The sequence below is a fragment of the Bradyrhizobium sp. AZCC 2176 genome (assembly GCF_036924645.1).
GTDB lineage: Bacteria > Pseudomonadota > Alphaproteobacteria > Rhizobiales > Xanthobacteraceae > Bradyrhizobium.
In genome coordinates this window covers 5,849,699-5,865,994 of record NZ_JAZHRX010000001.1, presented here as the reverse complement: position 1 = coordinate 5,865,994, position 16,296 = coordinate 5,849,699, and the positions used below count along the sequence as shown (strand labels likewise).

17 protein-coding genes are annotated in these 16,296 nt (G+C 63.2%); 8 read left to right on the top strand and 9 right to left on the bottom strand.

The genetic code is table 11. The features are described from left to right. Positions 1 to 50 precede the first annotated feature (50 nt). Together V1288_RS27585 and V1288_RS27580 are read left to right on the top strand one after the other, a co-directional pair. Complete coding sequence (locus tag V1288_RS27585) at positions 51 to 1,475, top strand: amidase (RefSeq protein WP_334360026.1); 1,425 nt, start codon at positions 51 to 53, stop codon at positions 1,473 to 1,475. 122 nt (positions 1,476 to 1,597) lie between these two features. Then, entirely contained in the window at positions 1,598 to 2,023 is a 426-nt protein-coding gene (locus V1288_RS27580) for a hypothetical protein (RefSeq protein ID WP_334360025.1), read from the top strand. A gap of 21 nt (positions 2,024 to 2,044) precedes the next feature. Here the strand turns inward: V1288_RS27580 and V1288_RS27575 are convergent, their stop codons facing one another. Next, on the bottom strand, positions 2,045 to 2,557 hold the full coding sequence (locus tag V1288_RS27575) for a DUF1993 domain-containing protein (protein ID WP_334360024.1): 513 nt from the start codon (positions 2,555 to 2,557) through the stop codon (positions 2,045 to 2,047). A 96-nt stretch (positions 2,558 to 2,653) separates the two neighbouring features. Between V1288_RS27575 and V1288_RS27570 the strand changes: the two genes are divergently transcribed. The 3 genes from V1288_RS27570 (at position 2,654) to V1288_RS27560 (ending at position 4,988) form a co-directional block, all read left to right on the top strand. Then, positions 2,654 to 3,433 (top strand): transporter substrate-binding domain-containing protein, encoded by a 780-nt coding sequence (locus V1288_RS27570; RefSeq protein WP_334360023.1) that lies wholly within the window; start codon positions 2,654 to 2,656, stop codon positions 3,431 to 3,433. A 220-nt stretch (positions 3,434 to 3,653) separates the two neighbouring features. After that, on the top strand, positions 3,654 to 4,493 hold the full coding sequence (locus V1288_RS27565; RefSeq protein ID WP_334360022.1) for a DUF2147 domain-containing protein: 840 nt from the start codon (positions 3,654 to 3,656) through the stop codon (positions 4,491 to 4,493). A 141-nt stretch (positions 4,494 to 4,634) separates the two neighbouring features. After that, the gene (locus V1288_RS27560; RefSeq protein WP_334360021.1) at positions 4,635 to 4,988 is read left to right on the top strand and encodes a hypothetical protein; all 354 of its coding nucleotides are present in this window, start codon (positions 4,635 to 4,637) and stop codon (positions 4,986 to 4,988) included. Positions 4,989 to 5,000: 12 nt separating this feature from the next. Here the strand turns inward: V1288_RS27560 and V1288_RS27555 are convergent, their stop codons facing one another. Together V1288_RS27555 and V1288_RS27550 are read right to left on the bottom strand one after the other, a co-directional pair. After that, positions 5,001 to 5,405: a (R)-mandelonitrile lyase gene (locus V1288_RS27555; protein ID WP_334360020.1), complete on the bottom strand. Its 405-nt coding sequence runs from the start codon at positions 5,403 to 5,405 to the stop codon at positions 5,001 to 5,003. A 23-nt stretch (positions 5,406 to 5,428) separates the two neighbouring features. Then, positions 5,429 to 6,127: a ribonuclease activity regulator RraA gene (locus V1288_RS27550; protein ID WP_334360019.1), complete on the bottom strand. Its 699-nt coding sequence runs from the start codon at positions 6,125 to 6,127 to the stop codon at positions 5,429 to 5,431. 289 nt (positions 6,128 to 6,416) lie between these two features. Here V1288_RS27550 and pxpB point away from each other — a divergent pair, with 289 nt between their 5' ends. Genes pxpB through V1288_RS27535 form a run of 3 tightly spaced genes read left to right on the top strand, consistent with a single transcriptional unit; the run spans position 6,417 to position 9,006 of the window. Beyond that, positions 6,417 to 7,148, top strand: coding sequence for a 5-oxoprolinase subunit PxpB (gene pxpB / locus V1288_RS27545; protein WP_334360018.1), 732 nt, complete (start codon positions 6,417 to 6,419; stop codon positions 7,146 to 7,148). Then, complete coding sequence (locus tag V1288_RS27540) at positions 7,145 to 8,200, top strand: biotin-dependent carboxyltransferase family protein (RefSeq protein ID WP_334360017.1); 1,056 nt, start codon at positions 7,145 to 7,147, stop codon at positions 8,198 to 8,200. Before pxpB ends, V1288_RS27540 begins: the two co-directional genes overlap by 4 nt. A gap of 35 nt (positions 8,201 to 8,235) precedes the next feature. Next, positions 8,236 to 9,006: a LamB/YcsF family protein gene (locus V1288_RS27535; protein WP_334360016.1), complete on the top strand. Its 771-nt coding sequence runs from the start codon at positions 8,236 to 8,238 to the stop codon at positions 9,004 to 9,006. 3 nt (positions 9,007 to 9,009) lie between these two features. Here V1288_RS27535 and V1288_RS27530 read toward each other — a convergent pair whose 3' ends face one another. The 6 genes from V1288_RS27530 to V1288_RS27505 form a co-directional block, all read right to left on the bottom strand. Further along, positions 9,010 to 9,162: a hypothetical protein gene (locus tag V1288_RS27530; RefSeq protein ID WP_247777853.1), complete on the bottom strand. Its 153-nt coding sequence runs from the start codon at positions 9,160 to 9,162 to the stop codon at positions 9,010 to 9,012. A gap of 178 nt (positions 9,163 to 9,340) precedes the next feature. Continuing rightward, the gene (locus V1288_RS27525; protein ID WP_334360015.1) at positions 9,341 to 10,477 is read right to left on the bottom strand and encodes a serine hydrolase; all 1,137 of its coding nucleotides are present in this window, start codon (positions 10,475 to 10,477) and stop codon (positions 9,341 to 9,343) included. Positions 10,478 to 10,782: 305 nt separating this feature from the next. After that, positions 10,783 to 12,381 carry a sulfite reductase subunit alpha gene (locus tag V1288_RS27520; RefSeq protein ID WP_334360014.1) on the bottom strand — a complete coding sequence of 533 codons (1,599 nt, stop codon included), beginning with the start codon at positions 12,379 to 12,381 and terminating at the stop codon, positions 10,783 to 10,785. After that, entirely contained in the window at positions 12,378 to 14,162 is a 1,785-nt protein-coding gene (locus V1288_RS27515; protein ID WP_334360013.1) for a NirA family protein, read from the bottom strand. Before V1288_RS27515 ends, V1288_RS27520 begins: the two co-directional genes overlap by 4 nt. Before the next feature lie 355 nt (positions 14,163 to 14,517). After that, positions 14,518 to 15,684: a CmpA/NrtA family ABC transporter substrate-binding protein gene (locus tag V1288_RS27510; protein WP_334360012.1), complete on the bottom strand. Its 1,167-nt coding sequence runs from the start codon at positions 15,682 to 15,684 to the stop codon at positions 14,518 to 14,520. Beyond that, positions 15,681 to 16,271 carry an ANTAR domain-containing response regulator gene (locus tag V1288_RS27505; protein ID WP_334360011.1) on the bottom strand — a complete coding sequence of 197 codons (591 nt, stop codon included), beginning with the start codon at positions 16,269 to 16,271 and terminating at the stop codon, positions 15,681 to 15,683. Before V1288_RS27505 ends, V1288_RS27510 begins: the two co-directional genes overlap by 4 nt. Between the last annotated feature and the right edge of the window lie 25 nt (positions 16,272 to 16,296).

The window sequence follows — 16,296 nt, the reverse complement described above, 5'->3', positions numbered from 1 at the left end:
GACCCAGGGCGCGGTCGGGCCACCGGCCGGCCGGCAAGCGAGGTATGCGCATGGCCTTCAAGGAATACGGCAATTACGACGCGGTTGGCCTTGCCGAACTGGTTCGGAACAAACAGGTCTCGGCCAAGCAATTGCTCGACGAGGCCATCGCCCGTACCGCGAAGGTTGATCCACAGATCAACGCGGTCGTCGTCAAGCATTACGACTATGCCGAACGCCAGATCGAGCGCGGCCTGCCCGACGGTCCCTTTACCGGCGTCCCGTTCCTCCTGAAGGACCTCGACCTCCTGGAGGGAACGCGCACGACCTCAGGCGCCACGGTCCTGAAGGATTTTGTGGCCGACCACAGCGGCACGCTGGCGCACCGTTTCCTCGATACCGGCGTCTCGATCTTCGGCAAGAGCGCCAGTCCCGAATTCGGCCTGATGCCGACGACGGAGTCGCGACTGCACGGGCCGACCCGCAATCCCTGGAATCTCGAGCATTCTTCCGGCGGGTCATCGGGCGGCGCGGCGGCGGCGGTCGCCGCCCGCATCCTCCCCGTCGCGCATGCCAGCGACGGCGGCGGCTCAATCCGGATTCCCGCCTCCGCTTCCGGCGTGTTCGGCTTGAAACCGACCCGCGCCCGCAATCCGCTCGGCCCCGATCGCGGTGAAGGCTGGGGTGGATTCGCCTGCGGTCATGTCGTGAGCATCAGCGTGCGCGACAGCGCGGTCATGATGGATGCGATCCACGGTCCCGAACCGTCGAGCCCCTATGTAGCGCCGCCTCCGGAACGGCCGTTTTCACAGGAAGTCAGCCGCGATCCCGGCCGGCTCCGCATCGCCTTCACCGACAAATCGCCGTATGGCGACGCTATCGATCCGGAAATCGCGGCAGCCGTGCGGGAGATCGCGGGCCTCCTGGCGGGGCTCGGCCATCACGTCGAGGAACGGGCGCCGGTGCTTGCCGCTGATCCGGCCGCGGTCATGGCCACCATTGTCGGCGGCAACACCGCGCTGACGGTGCGGCTGATCGAGCAAAGGCTCGGGCGAGACGCAACGGAAAACGATTTTGAAATATTGACGCTGGCAAGCGCACACAACGCAAGGAAGACAACTTCGACCGATTATGTCGCGGCCCAGCTCGCGGCCTTTCAGATTTCACGCGCCCTCGCCGCCTTCTTCGAGAGCTGCGACGTATTTCTGTGTCCGACGTTGTGCTCGCCGCCGCTGCGGATCGGCGAACTCAACACCATGTCGGAGGATCTGTCGCATATTGCCCCGATCCTGCGCCGCTATATGCCCGGGACCGCCATGTTCAACATGTCCGGACAGCCGGCGATGTCGGTGCCGTTAGCCTGGAACAAGGCCGGATTGCCGCTCGGCATGATGTTCTCGGCCAGGTTTGGCGATGAGGCGACCCTGTTCCGGCTGGCCGGGCAACTCGAACAGGAGCGGCCGTGGAAGAACAGAATACCGCCGATGTGTGCCTAAGCTCCGCCGCAAAAGCGCCACGGATGGACAAGGCTCAGCCTTATTCGGTAACGAGGAAAGACACGGGGCGGCAACGGGGACATTGATTCTGCTCACGGCGCCCCGATCTCGGAGGCTGAATCGTGACTCAAAGCGACCCGACCGACAACGCGCTGGCGGCCATCGCCAGCATTCTCGACCGCCCGGAGAGCCATCGCGAGCCCGAAAAAACCGCGGTCGCGGAGCATGCGCCCGTGGGCCCTCCGCCCATCCCCGTCGCTCCTGCGCCGATCGAGGCGCACGGCTACTCCAAGCACGGTCCCGGTCCGATGGCCTCGATCCGCTTCAAGTGGACGGTCCGGCTCGAGAATGGCGACTATTATGTCGACGAGACCATCGGCGAGAATTCCACGCCGATCGTCACCGGCCCGATGTCGAGGGACGCCGCGGTCCAGATGGTGGACGATCGCGAAAGCGACGCACGCCGGCGCTTCGAGCAATTGAAGAGCGAGATGACCGGACGCGGCGCCGCCGTCAACCTGGTCCGCAAGGACAGCGACGAGGCTTAGCCTTACCGCACCGTCTGACGGCTATCTCGGCGGCCCCAAAAAATCCTTCTTGGCAAGATCGACACCGGCATGGCGCAGGATGTCGTATGCTGTCGTGACGTGAAAGAAGAACTGCGGAACGCTGAACGTCAGCAGCAACGATTTTCCGGTGAATTTTCGTTGGGCGCCGTTCTTGAACGTGAAGGCGACTTCCTTGTCGGCTGCAGCTTCGATCTCGCCGCGCGGCAAGCCTTGCACGAAATCGATCGCCGCTGAAATCCGTGCCTTGAGTTCGGGGATGTCGGGCTCAGTGTCTGAGAATGTGTGGGGAGCGCGGCCAGCCAGCAGCGCGCCGGCAACGACCGCATGCCGGTTGGCTTCTCCAACCTGCTGCTTCAGGCTGTACATGGTGGGTGAGAGCCGCATGTTCAGAAGGACGGCGGGATCGATGTTTCGGGCTCCCGCATGGGCCGAGGCGTGATCGAGAAGACCGGACAGGTTGCCGAGATACGGCACGAAGACGCCGACGGAAGCTTCGTGAAGCGAGATGGTCACGTTTCGATTTCTCCGGCTGGCATCGCGTTGCTATCTGGTCTAAATCCGACACCATCGTTTCAGGATGTCATCTATTTCGGCGGTGGAGAAGACGTGATGTTTCGGATGTTGGCCAGTGTTGCGTTCCTCATGCTCTGGACGGTTTTCGCCCACGCGCAGCAGCCGGCGAATTCCCGCCTCGACGAGATCATCAAGCGCGGCACGCTGCGGGTCGGCATGACCGGCGACTATCAGCCGTTCACCTATTTCGACAAGACCACGTCGAAATTCCGCGGCTTCGACGTCGACATGGCGGAAGCGCTTGGCAAGGCGCTCGGCGTGAAGGTCGAGTTCGTTCAGACGGCCTGGCCGCAACTGATGAAGGATTTCGAGGCCGACAATTTCGATATCGCGATGGGCGGCGTCTCGATCACGCTCGACCGGCAGAAGAAGGGATTGTTCTCGACGCCGATCATGCGCGAGGGCAAGACGCCGATCGCCCGCTGCGCCGACAAGGGCAAGTACGAGACCATGACCGATATCGACAAGGCCGGCACGCGCGTCATCGTCAATCCCGGCGGCACCAATGAGCGCTTCGCCAAGGCGAACATCAAGAACGCCGAGATCAAGATGTGGAACGACAACGTCACGATTTTCGATGAAATCGCCAAGGGCAACGCCGACCTGATGATGACGGACTCTTCCGAGACCCGCTACCAGCAGAAGCAACACCCCGGCGTGCTCTGCGCGGTGCATCCGGAAAAGCCGTTCGACTTTGCCGAGAAGGCCTATTGGCTGCAGCGCGACGTCGCGCTGAAGGCCTTTGTCGATCAGTGGCTGCACATCGCCGCCGAGGACGGCAGCTTCAGGAAAATCTATGCCGCCTGGTTCGATTGATTCCGGATTGGACAAGCCTGTTTTCGCAGGAAATTGACCGTGCCCTGGGGCTATCTAGACTATCCAAGCTGGATGCCCAGATTAGAACTCCCAAGTCGAATTTGAACCAAAGCCGCTAGTACACGACTTATAGTTTGAAAGTGATCTGGATCACTTTGAGGGAAGCTACTGTTGCGTAGTAGCTTCGGGGATGGGATTCCCTGCTCAGGAGGTCGTCATAATGAAGAAGTGTCTCGCTATCGCCGTGCTGTTGCTGGCGAGCAGCCTCACCACCGCGCAGGCCCAGTACAGTTTCGAGTATGGCGGCCGCACCATTACCATCGATCCCGATCGTGGCACCGTTTCCATTCCCGGCGTCTACGACAACACCGGCAAGAAGGGCAAACGCGCGCGCGGCGAGGAAGGCGATCTTGATCGTCCGGGCAAGAAGGTGCCGCAACAGGCAAGGACCGCCCCGCAGGCCGCGCCCGAGACAACGCCACCGCCGGCCGCGCCGGCACCGACTGACCAAGCGGCCGCTCCTGTGGTGGCGCCAGCACCTGCAGCCCCTGCTCCGGCCGCGACAGCGGCCACGCCGTCGACCACTACGGCGGCTGCTACGCCGGCTGATGCGGCCGCGCCTGCCCCAGCAGCGCCCGCTGCCCCTCAGGCCGCTCCGGCTGCGCCGCCGGCGCCGGCGCCGGCTCCCGTTGCTGCGCCAGCGCCACCGCCGCCGCAACAGAAGCAGGCTGCCGCTCCGGCAGCTTCGACGCCATCATCTGCGAGCTCACCGCTCGGCGTGTGGCTGACGGAGGAGAAGGAAGGCAAGGTGCGGATCGAACAGTGTGGCCCCAATCTCTGCGGCTATTCCGTCGACAAGAAGTCGAACCAGAACAGCGAGCAGGTCCTGATCAACATGAAGCCCGGCAAGGACAAGTGGAGCGGCCGGATCTTCGATCCGAATACCGGCAGCACCTACGATTCGACGATCGCCCTCAAGGGCACCGACAGTCTGCGCGTTCAGGGCTGCGCCTTCGGCGGCATGTTCTGCGGCGGCCAGACCTGGACCCGCATCAACTGATTGGCAAGCATCGCTGTGCAATCAACCAGAGCCCCGCCGCAACGCGGGGCTCTTCACTGTGCGCTGACCCGTGATGACAGTCACAGTCGACATGGAACCGATGTGAGAGCGTGATCGTGTCCAAACCAAAGGGGGCACGTCATGATAAAGTCTCGGAAATCCGTCGTAGTCGTTTCGCTGCTCGCGGCACTGGGCCTTGCGACACCATCCGCAGCCGCGACGTTCGACGGCGCCTGGAATGTGCAGATCACCTCGTCGAATGCCGCCTGCAGCAGCGGCGCGTCGGTCTCGATCGGAATCAACAACGGCCAGGTCGCCTCGAACAGCGCGACCGTAACGGCGTCCGGCCGCGTCGCCGAAGCGGGCGCCATCCATGTGACGCTTGCAAGCGGCATGAAGCGCGCGGTCGGCTCCGGCGTTCTCACCGGCGCGTCAGGATCGGGCACATGGCGCGCAGCCCTGTGCTCAGGCACCTGGACCGCGCAACGCATGTGAAGCGGCAGGAGTTCAGCCGACCTTCACGGAATACTCCGCATCGGTCACATGCTCCATCCAGGTGACGTAGCTTCCATCGAACGCTTCCTGCATGGCGATATGGGTCATGCCGTTGGTGGGCGACGCGCCGTGCCAGTGCTTTTCGTTCGGCGGGATCCAGACCACGTCGCCGGGCCGGATTTCGCGGACCGGTCCGCCCTTGGCCTGCACGCGGCCAACACCTGAGATTACGTATAGGGTCTGGCCCAGGGGATGCGTATGCCACGCCGTTCGCGCACCCGGTTCGAAGGCGACGCGAGTGGAGACCAAACGCGCCGGCGACTCCGTTGCGATGATCGGATCCTGCAGCACCGTGCCGGTGAAATATTCCGGCGGCGCCCGGCGCGTCGGCCGGGAACCCGCGAGGTGGATATCCATGGAGTTGTCTCCTTTTTCTCGGGTTATTTCTTGCTGGCCGCGTAGCGCGCCTTGGTCTCGGCGTTCATCGGATAGAGGCCGGGCAATGCCGCGCCGTTATTCACCTCGTTGACGATCCAGGCTTCCATGCGCTCCTGCTCCGGCCCTTCGGCCAACACATGGTCGAGCAGCGCCTGCGGGATCAGCACCGCGCCGTCCTGGTCGGCGACGATGATATCGTTTGGAAACACGGCAACCCCGCCGCAGCCGATCGGTTCGCCCCAGCCGACGAAAGTCAGCCCGGCCACCGACGGCGGCGCCGCGAAGCCGTCGCACCACACGGGCAAATTGGTGCCGAGCACGCCTTCGACGTCACGCACCACGCCATCGGTGATCAGCGCGGCAACGCCGCGCTTGACCATGCGCGCGCAGAGAATATCGCCGAAGATGCCGGCGTCGGTAACGCCCATGGCGTCGACCACGGCGATGCAGCCTTTCGGCATTGCCTCAATCGCGGTGCGGGTCGAAATCGGCGATGACCACGACTCAGGTGTTGCCAGATCTTCGCGCGCAGGCACGAAGCGCAGCGTAAAGGCCGGTCCGACCAGTCGAGGCTGCCCGGGCCGCAGTGGCTTGGTGCCGCGCATCCAGACGTTTCGCAGGCCCTTCTTGAGCAGCACGGTGGTGATGGTGGCGGTGGACACGCCGGAGAGGGTTGCGAGGGCTTCGGGGGACAGGGACATCTGGAATGCGGGCTCCGGAGAGATGGATGAAAGGTAGCGCATCTTGCGAAGCGCGGATGTCACGTCAAGGGCTCGCGGAAAGGAGCGCGATCACAACATCTTATCGTCGGCATGCAGATTAATTTATTGAACTTACAGGCTGATTTCGCGCGAAGCGAATTCCACTCCCGCCCAAAACACGCTACAGCTTGTGCCTAGCACAGAGCATGATCCGGAAAAGTGGGTACCGGTTTTCCGGAGAGATCATGCTCAAAACCAAAAGCCGAAGCTGCGAGACAGTAACGAGGCCATGGCCGCGACGCTTCCCCCGCCCCGCCTTTTGCCGAGTGGCGACAGCGCCATCACGGTGGAATTCAGCCGCAACATCGACGATGCCGCCAACCGGCGGGTGTTGGCGCTTGACCGTGCAATGACCGCCGAGCCGGTCACGGGTGTTACCGAGACCGTGCCGACCTATCGTTCGCTGTTGGTCCATTACGATCCCGAGCAAATCGATTTCGACAAGCTCGGCGAAAAGATTCTTGCGCTCGCGCAGCGGCCGGTACCGGCGACGACAAAGACCCGGCGCTGGCGCATCCCGGTCGTTTATGGCGGCGAGCACGGCATCGACCTCGAGGATGTCGCAAAAACCCTCAACACCACGCCCGACGAGGTCGTAGCGCGGCATGTCGCCGGCGACTACCGGGTCGCCATGATCGGATTTACGCCCGGCTGGTCCTATCTCAGCGGGCTTACGGATACCCTGCATATGCCGCGGCGGCAGAATCCGCGCTTGCTGACGCCGGCCGGCACCATCTCGATCGGCGGGGTACAGACCGGCGTGCAATGCCTCGCAGGTCCCAGCGGCTGGCACCTTCTGGGACGGACCGCGGTCCGCACCTACCAGCTTCACCGCGACCCGATTTTCCTGCTGGAGCCGGGCGACAATGTCACCTTTATACCTGTCGATGCCAAGACTTTCGCGGAACAGGACCGGGCCGCCGAGGCCGGTGACTTCATTGCCGAGCAGATCGCCTCATGAGCAAGCTCGTCATTGCATCGATCGGCCCGGCAAGTTCGGTACAGGACGGCGGACGTCCCGGCGCCCAGCGTTACGGCCTGGTGCCAAGCGGCGCGATGGATCGGCTGGCGCTGGCGGCCGCCAATGCGCTGGTTGGCAATGAACCGTTCACGGCGGCCGTCGAGGTCGGTCCGTTCGGGGCAAAGTTCACCGCCCGCGGCGGCGCGGTGCGCGTCGCACTGGCGGGAGCCCCGCGCAATGCCGATATCGCAGGACGGCCCCTGGCATCGGATACTTCCGCAACGCTTGCCGATGGCCAGACGCTGACGCTCGGTTTTGCCCGCGGCGGCTCGTTCAGCTATCTCGCAATCGAAGGCGGCATTGCCGGCGAGCCGATGTTCGGCAGCCTCGCCGTCAATGCGCGCGCAGGGCTAGGCAGCCCCTACCCCCGGCCGCTGCAGGCCGGCGATGAACTACAGACGAAGACGGCAAGCGGCGCGCCGGAACGGCGGATCGAGTTGCCGGCGGCAAGCGACGCACCGATCCGCGTGGTGTGGGGACCGCAGGATGACGAATTCGCCGATGCGACCAAAAAACTCCTTCTCGACAGCGAGTGGAAGATCTCGGCGACCAGCGACCGCATGGGCTACCGGCTCGAGGGCCCCGTGCTCAGGCATCTCCACGGCCACAACATCGTCTCCGACGGTACCGTCAACGGCAGCCTGCAGGTGCCCGGCAACGGCCAGCCGATCGTGCTGATGCGCGATCGCGGCACCAGCGGCGGCTATCCCAAGATCGCAACCGTGATTTCAGCCGACTTCGGACGATTTGCGCAGATCCCGGCCGGGCGCGCCTTTCGCTTTCGGGCCGTCAGCATGGCGGAAGCGCAGGCGGAGGCGCGCAAATTTGCGGAGCTGCTGCGCACCCTGCCCGAGCGGTTGCGGGCCATCGAAAGCGTTGATCTCAACATCGATGCGCTGCACGATGCCAATGTCGCGGGCCATGCCGTCAGCGCGGTCGATGCCGGAACCTGGCACGCCGTATCTCTGGCCGACATAGCGGGCCCGGACTGATCAACCAATCCACTCACGAGAAGCGGACCAGTACCATGACAACCATCGATCTCAATTGCGATCTCGGCGAAGGATTTGGTGCGTGGGAAATGGGCAACGACGCCGCGATGATCGAGCTTGCGACGTCGGTCAACGTCGCCTGCGGCTTTCATGCCGGCGATGCCGACATCATGCGCCGCACGGTCGAATTGGCGAAGGCGCGCGGCGTCAGCGTCGGCGCGCATCCCGGGTATCGCGACCTGCATGGCTTCGGACGTCGGCCGATTCCCGGCCTGAAGTCATCGGAGATCGAGAACCTCATCGCCTACCAGATCGGCGCGTTGCAGGCGATTGCGACCGCGGCTGGCCACAAGGTCACGCATGTCAAGGCGCATGGCGCGCTCTCCAATGTCGCCTGTGAGGACGACATGACCGCGAAGGCCATCGCCAACGGCATCAAGGCCGTCGACCCCAATCTGATTTTCGTGGTGCTCGCCAATTCCAAGCTGGTGCAGGCGGGCGAAGCCGCCAACTTGCCGATGGTGCACGAGGTGTTTGCCGACCGCGCCTATGAAGACAACGGCTCGCTGGTGTCGCGCAAGAAGCTGGGCGCCGTGCTGCATGACGCGAAAGAGATCGCCGACCGCGTGGTGCGGATGGTGCAGGACGGCGCAGTCGTCTCAGTCACCGGCAAGGTCATCAAGATGCGGACCGACACCGTGTGCATTCACGGCGACACGCCGGGTGCGGTCGAGATCGCGCGCGGCGTGCGTCAGGCGTTGAAGGATGCGGGGATCGCAGTCGCGCCGTTCAAGACGGTGCTGTAACTCCTAGAACGGATGAACCGAGAGCGTGCCGAACACGATGGCGGCAATAAGCGCGAACGCGCTGTAGAGCGCGGCGGTGTGCAACCCGGTGCCGGAACGGCGGGATACCGAGCGAGCGTAAAGGTGCAGGCGGGCTTCCGCCGATAATTCGCGCATCATCGATCTCCAACGCGGCATGGACTGCATATGGAATATCGTTTGTACCCGGATTCAAGATATCCGCCGAAATAGCGATATGGGCGCTCCGGCGCACTCCATTTCGAGGGGAAAATTCTCCGCGTCCCGATTTCAGCGAGAATATTATTCGGGCCGATTTGAGCTAGCTGGAACCCAATCAGTGAGCTGGCAGGTTGGGTTCCAATCGCGACAGTGCCGGAAGCACACGGTAGCGGGCGATTTCATGCCCAAAGTCGCCGCGGTTCGCGAGCAGAACCACGCCGACCTTATGCTCCGGTACGAGCCCGACATAGGCCGACGCGTTGTTGAGCCCGCCCGGTTTGTCAACGACGCCTACTCCGTCCGCGTCGACATTCTCCCACGCCATCGCTTGTCCGAACTTCTCGTTGAAACGGAACATTTCACGCTGAGTCATCTGCAGCGCTTCGCGCAATTGCGGATCAACCGCTCCACCGCCGAGGCAGGCGGTGAGAAAAATGGCGAGATCCCGCGCCGACGAGAACATCTGCCCGCTCCCAGGGAAATCATAAAAGCTCTGCTGGTTGCCCGGCGGACCGATCGGCGTGCCGTCATCGGAATAGCCCTGGACGACGCGCTGCATGAATTCGGGACGCATGACGGCACGGTCGTCCGGTCCGCGTTCGGGAAGCAGCGTCGAACTCATCCCTAGCGGCCTCAGGATCCGATTTTCGATGAGCTGACTAATTGGAACCCCATACCGACGCTCGAGCGCTAGCTGCAGCAGCACGTAACCGGCATGAGTGTAGATGCGTTGCTTGCCCGGCTGTTCGCCCGCCTGCGGCGTCCAGGCGTTGAGCATGTCGAGAAATTGGCCCAACGAGTATGACTCGTTGGGCCATGGTGGGTGATCCGTCGCCAGCAACAGGCCGGAAGTATGGGTCGCAAGCTCGCCAATCGTGACCCGACGAATATAGTCGCCGTTCAATTCGGGGACGTACTTGTTGACCGGATCGTCCAGCCTTATCTCGCCGCGCAGCGTTCCGAGCGCGACCAGCGCAGCCTCAAACACCTTGCGCACCGACGCAATGTTGAACAGCGTGTCCGGTGTGATCGGCCGCTTGCCGGCTTGATCGGCGAGGCCGTAGTTGAAGAACTGGACGTGGCCCGCGACGTATACGGCGGATGCGAGCCCGCCGGCATCGTTGGCCGTCGCTTCCGGCGCGAAATTTTCCGCCATAATGTCCCGAACCCGTGAGCTCAAGTCCAAGCTCAAGTCCAAGTCTGTCATGGCCACTCGCGCCGGACCGGGCAGGAAGACGAACAGAAGAGCCAAGCCCGCGGTGAACGAGAAGCACCTTGATCTCATATTACAATCCGACAGGCATCACGAGATAACCGGTGGCTGATTCGCCGGTCGAGTGAGCCAGCGATTGACACAAGCCCCATCAAACTACAGCACGTCGATCGTGAGGATTTCCTTCGACATCGTAGTCATTGCTGCTTGGTCTCGGCCAAACAAATATAAGCGCTGGCGAGACAACCGAAATCACATTCCGGATACTCTCAGGGCCAGGCGCATGCCTCACATTCGTTCAACTTGCGTCAATTAGGCTGTGCCCCGCGTAAACAAATCCACGCCTAATAAACGTCCTGCTGGAACCGGCCCTTCTTCTTGAGTTCCCCGACAAAGCTGACGGCCTCGTCGGTGGTTCGAGCGCCAAACTGCGCGACGATATCGACCAGGGCGCGCTCGACGTCCTTGGCCATCCGCTTGGCGTCGCCGCAGACATAGATGTTGGCGCCCTCGGCAAGCCAGGTCCACAATTCTCGGCCGACCTCGCGCATGCGGTCCTGCACGTAGAACTTCTTGTCGCCGTCGCGCGACCACGCCAGCGACAACCGTGTCAGCAGACCCGATGTCTTCAACGCATTGAGTTCGTCGGCATAGAAGAAATCGCAGTCGCTGCGCTGATGGCCGAAGAACAGCCAGTTCTTGCCGGGCGCGCCGGTAGCACGGCGATCGAGCAGGAAGGCGCGGAACGGCGCCACGCCGGTGCCGGGCCCGATCATGATGATCGGCGTCTTGGGATCCTGCGGCAGCGCGAAGCCATGGGCCTTCTGCACATAGACTTTCAACTCGTCGCCAGGATTGATGCGCTCGGCGAGGAACGTGGAAGCCAGGCCCAGGCGTTTGCGCTTGTTGATCACGTAGCGCACGCAGTCGACCGTCAGCGACAGTTTTCCGGGGGTCGCGTTGTGCGACGATGAGATGGAATAGAGCCGCGGCTGCAGCGGTTCGAGCGCCTCGACAAAGGCCTCGGGGTGCGGGCGTACGCCGGAGAATTTCTGCAGCACCGCCATCACGTCGAGCGTCGCCGCATCGCCGTCTGGGTCCTCGCCCTGCGCCAGCGCCCTCGCCTTCTCGCGCGTGGCGCCGCCGGTGATGAAGGAGATCAGTTCGAACAGGGAGTCCGGCGCCGGCGACAGCGAGACGTCGTCGATCAAGGCTTCGCGCAGCGTCTTGCCGTTCACCTTGGTGGTATGGGAGGCGCCGAGCAGCGCGATGATCTGGTCTACCAGGCCAACATCGTTGCGGGCGAAAATGCCGAAGGAATCGCCGACGACATAATCGAGGCCGCAGCCGGACAGATCGAACTCGATGTGCCAGGTCTCCTTTTCCGACCCCGCCTTGTTCAGGAGACGCCGCGACAGGAAGGTCGCCGTAATCGGATTATCGCGCGAGCGTCCGGGCTCGGCCACGGCCGCAAGCGCAGCCGGTGCGGCGGTAGGCGCCGATACGGCCGCGGCCGGCGTCTTGTCGATCTCCTCATAGAGCGACTTCAGCATCCGCGCGGTTTCCTTGCCGCCGGGGACACAAAGGTTGAGGCGCGCTTCGCTCTTGCTTGCGATCGCTTCCGAATAGTTGTGACAGTCGTAGCCGCACTGGCCGCAATCCTGCTGCGCCATCGCCGCCATCATGCGCCGCCGCAACGGGCGGCCTTCCGCAAGCTTCATACGGTCGGCCATCGGCATGGTCTGGTCGTGCCAAGGCGCTTCGCCGTCATCGCCATCGCCGGCGCCCTGCATGACGGCGGCGCCCTGCTCGGCCGACAGCGGCGTCGGGGCGTCCGACAGCAGGCCGGCAAAGAACCCATTGAGCCAGGAACGCTGTGCCTCGGAGAACGGCGCACTCGAGGGAATGATCTCGATCTTGGGCGGCGGCGTGATCTGGTTCATGACGACACCTCCGCATCGGCCAGCTTGCGCAGCGTCTCGCCGTCATGGCGGCGCGCAAACGTCAGGAAGGTTTCTTCGGGCGAGGAACGGTGCGCGAGATAGGCCTTCAGCAATCTCTCGACCGTCTTCGGCGCGTCTTCCGCCTTGAGGTCGTGATAGATCTCCTGCCCGACATCGGCGTCGGGACCAAAGCCACCGCCGGTGAACAAGTGATAGCCCTCGACGGGATCGACGTCCTCGCCGACATCCACCTTCGCCGCGATCAGCCCTATATCGCTGATGTAATGCTGCGCGCAGGAATGATGGCAGCCGGTGACGTGGATGTTGAGCGGCGTGTCGATGTTGACGCGCGGCTCGCACCAGTCACCGATCTCGGCGGCATGCCGCTTGGTGTTCGACGCTGCAAACCGGCATCCGGCATTGCCGGTACAGGCGATCAACCCGGCACGAATTTGCGAGGCCTCGACCGCCAACCCGATTTTTCTGATGGCCGCGATGGCGAGTTCGACATTCCCGTCGCGCACGCCCGGAATAAGAAGGTTCTGCCAGACCGTCAGGCGGATATCGCCGTCGCCGAGATCCTGCGCGATCTTTGCCAGCCCGCGCATCTGATCGCAGGTGACTTTGCCGAGCGGCAGCGACACGCCGATCCAGTTCAATCCCTCCTGCTTCTGCTTGTGCACCCCGATATGCGCCATGCGGTCGAAGGCCGGCCGCGGGGCAAGTGCTTCCGGCGGCACGAGGGTGAAGGGTTTGCCGAGCCGCTCCTCGACCAGCGCAAGAAACTTGTCGTGCCCCATTGCGTCGAGCACGTATTTCAGCCGCGCCTTGTTGCGGTTCGTGCGGTCGCCGAGATCGATGAAGATGCGCACGATGGCATCCGACACTTTTGTCGCATCGGCCGGCTTGACGATGATGTCGCCGTATTTGGCAAAATCCCTGTGGCCGGTGATGCCACCAAGCCCCAGGCGAAACCAGACGCCGGGCTCGACGCCGAAGCCATCTTTCACTTCGACCGCGGAAAACGCGATGTCGTTGGTGTCTTCCAGCACCGCGATCTTGCCGGCGCCGTCGAAGGCGACGTTGAACTTGCGCGGCAGCCCGTACAGCGAGCGGTCATTGAGAATGTGATAGTGCCACTCCCGCGCATATTCGCGGGTGTCCAGCAGTTCCTGCGGATCGATCCCGGCCGTCGGCGTACCCGTGACGTTGCGGATGTTGTCGGCGCCGGTGCCGCGCGAACACAGGCCCAGGTCCTGGATACCTTCGATCAGCGCCACCGCGTGCTTCGGCGGGATCTCGCGCACCTGCAGATTGGCCCGCGTGGTGACGTGGCAAAACGGTCCGCACAGTTTTTCGGCGAGATCGGCAAGACCCGAAAGCTGCCAGTGCTTCAGAATGCCGTTCGGAATCCGCAACCGGCACATGTAGGAATCCTGCGCCGGCGCCACGTAGAACAGGCCGTAATAGCGCCAGCGGAAATTATCTGCGGGATTCGGCGGCGCGTTGTCGAGCGCCTGCTGCTTCAGCCGGGGATAGGCATCGAACGGATGCTCCTCGCGCTTGAATTTTTCCGGGTCGGCGAGCTTTTTGCCGGATGCCGTGACCTTGTCCTGCGCCTTGATATGCGCGGCATCTGGTCCGGTCGGCTCGGCATTCGCCTTGCTGGCGCTGCCGCCAAGGCCCCGCCCGACCCGGCTGATCTGCAGACCGGTGGTGAAGCCTTCAAGGTAGCGCTTCTGCTCGTCGGTAAAGTCGACTGTGAGCGTTTCGATCTTCATGGTGCGCGACGAAGCTCCTGCGGCCACGAATGGTGGCGTCAACGAATGGGGATGGACCGCTTCAGAAAATCGGCTCGGCGCGTCGCCGGGCTGTGATTCTGGGATGCGGTCCGACCAGCTTCGTTGCTGCGGAAATCCATCTTGGACGTAGGTCAGCAGGCTTCAGCGACGAGCCGACCGCACTGCAACATACAAGTTGCGTGCCAGTCCGGCTCAAAAAGAATGTCTTGGTATTTCAAGCTGTTCCGAGGACGATCTCGAAACTATGAAGCCTGCTTCATTGCCGCGTCGTGTGCAAATTGCCCAGCAATTAGGCGGCTACGACTTTTGCCTAATGTTGCTTCACAGGCTTGGCTCAAGGCTTCCAATGCCCAATTTTGAAAGCCGCCAGATGGCCGGCGATGTCGCTGGGGTCAAACGCAGGACCGGCAAAGGCGCCGATGGCGTCGGAGGCGCTGGGCGCCTTGCCTTGCTGCCCCATGGCGGCGTCGTAGAGGTCCGGCCTGAAGACCTCCATGGCGATCCGGAGCGCTTCCGGCCGCATCTCCGTCTGCCCCCAGCGCACCATCTGCGCGTAGAGCCATGCGGCCTGTGCGGGATCGGGCCGGGCTGCGCCCTCGCGCCCAACCAGGAGATAGCGGCCGCTCTCACGCCGCTGGCCGTCGGGTGAAATCTTCAGGCGGCCGTCGAGGGTGCGCTGGATCACCTCGGCGCCGACGCCGAGCCGATCGGGCCGCGACAGGACATGCGCCGTCTCGGCGCGGTTGCCGGGATCCTCGATGTATTCGGCGGCGTGGGAAGCCGCCCGGATCAGGGCAGCCAGCGCCCCCGAATTCTTTTCCGACCAGCTTTGCCTGACCGCGAGAACCTTTTCTGCCGCGCGCACCAGGATATCAGAGACGAAATGCAGGATGTGGCCGACGCCGAGATCGACCGCAACCGAGTTCCAGGGCGCGCCGACGCAGAACGCATCCACATGCCCATTGGCGAGGCTGTCTACCATGTAGGGCGGCGGCAATACGACCAGACGAACGTCCTCGTCGGGATCGACCCCGCCCGCCGCCATCCAGAACCGGAGCTGGTAATTGTGGGTGGAGAACGGGAACGTCATGCCGAAGGTCAGCGGTTCCACGCCGCTCTTGCGCCTGATCGCCACGACGCGGGCAAGCGCCAGTGCGGTGGCCATGGGATCGGCAGCATCGCCCTCGATCTCGCTCATGATTGCGGCATGCAGCGCCGGCGACACCGTGATCGCATTGCCGTTGAGGCCGAGGTTGAACGGCGCCACGATCGGCACCTTGACGTGTCCGAGCCCGAGACTGGAGGCGATCGCCACCGGCGCCAGCAGATGGGCGGCGTCGAACAGGCCGATATTGAGCTTGTCGCGGACATTGGACCATGACACTTCGCGCACCAGCGTCACATCGAGCCCTTCGGCGGCCGCAAAGCCCTTGTCGACGGCGATGATCAGCGCGGCGGCATCGACCAGCGGAATGAAACCGATATGCAGCGGTGTGGTCATTTCAGCAGCTCCGAGGCGGTCAGGATCGACTGCGCAATCTCGCCGATCTTCTTTTTCTCGCGCATCGCGGTGGAGCGCATGAGCACATAGGCCTCGTCTTCGGTGAGGCCCTTCACCTTCATCAGGATTCCCTTGGCACGGTCGATCACCTTGCGCTCTTCGAGCGCGGATTTGGTGCGATCAAGCTCGTCCTGCAGCTTCGAGAAGGCGTTGAAGCGGGAGATGCAGAGGTCGAGGATCGGCTTGATCCGCTCCTTCTTCAGGCCATCGACAATATAGGCGGAAACGCCGGCATCGACAGAGGCCTGGATCGAGGCCGCATCGCTCTGGTCGACGAACATGGCAATCGGCCGCCGCACCGCGCGACTGACCTGGAACATCTGTTCCAGCACGTCGCGGCTGGGGTTCTCCAGATCGATCAGGATGACATCGGGGTCGAGGGCATAGATCCGCGCCAACAGGCTCTGCATTTCGCTGATATGCACGACGCCGGTAAAGCCCGCCTCCCGCAATCCCTCTTCCAGGATTGCGGCCCTGATCGGGCTTTCGTCGACAATGACGATTTTCGGCGACGACTCAGCGTTCATCGGTCAACTCTTAACCCCGCAGGGC

Bases quoted from the DNA above. Each gene is read 5' to 3' on its own strand.
- V1288_RS27505 (WP_334360011.1), bottom strand. From the start codon at position 16,271: ATGAACGCTGAGTCGTCGCCGAAAATCGTCATTGTCGACGAAAGCCCG.
- V1288_RS27540 (WP_334360017.1), top strand. From the start codon at position 7,145: ATGAGCAAGCTCGTCATTGCATCGATCGGCCCGGCAAGTTCGGTACAG.
- V1288_RS27550 (WP_334360019.1), bottom strand. From the start codon at position 6,127: ATGTCCCTGTCCCCCGAAGCCCTCGCAACCCTCTCCGGCGTGTCCACC.
- V1288_RS27555 (WP_334360020.1), bottom strand. From the start codon at position 5,405: ATGGATATCCACCTCGCGGGTTCCCGGCCGACGCGCCGGGCGCCGCCG.
- V1288_RS27510 (WP_334360012.1), bottom strand. From the start codon at position 15,684: ATGACCACACCGCTGCATATCGGTTTCATTCCGCTGGTCGATGCCGCC.
- V1288_RS27515 (WP_334360013.1), bottom strand. From the start codon at position 14,162: ATGAAGATCGAAACGCTCACAGTCGACTTTACCGACGAGCAGAAGCGC.
- pxpB (WP_334360018.1), top strand. From the start codon at position 6,417: ATGGCCGCGACGCTTCCCCCGCCCCGCCTTTTGCCGAGTGGCGACAGC.
- V1288_RS27560 (WP_334360021.1), top strand. From the start codon at position 4,635: ATGATAAAGTCTCGGAAATCCGTCGTAGTCGTTTCGCTGCTCGCGGCA.
- V1288_RS27520 (WP_334360014.1), bottom strand. From the start codon at position 12,381: ATGAACCAGATCACGCCGCCGCCCAAGATCGAGATCATTCCCTCGAGT.
- V1288_RS27535 (WP_334360016.1), top strand. From the start codon at position 8,236: ATGACAACCATCGATCTCAATTGCGATCTCGGCGAAGGATTTGGTGCG.
- V1288_RS27585 (WP_334360026.1), top strand. From the start codon at position 51: ATGGCCTTCAAGGAATACGGCAATTACGACGCGGTTGGCCTTGCCGAA.
- V1288_RS27570 (WP_334360023.1), top strand. From the start codon at position 2,654: ATGTTTCGGATGTTGGCCAGTGTTGCGTTCCTCATGCTCTGGACGGTT.
- V1288_RS27530 (WP_247777853.1), bottom strand. From the start codon at position 9,162: ATGCGCGAATTATCGGCGGAAGCCCGCCTGCACCTTTACGCTCGCTCG.
- V1288_RS27565 (WP_334360022.1), top strand. From the start codon at position 3,654: ATGAAGAAGTGTCTCGCTATCGCCGTGCTGTTGCTGGCGAGCAGCCTC.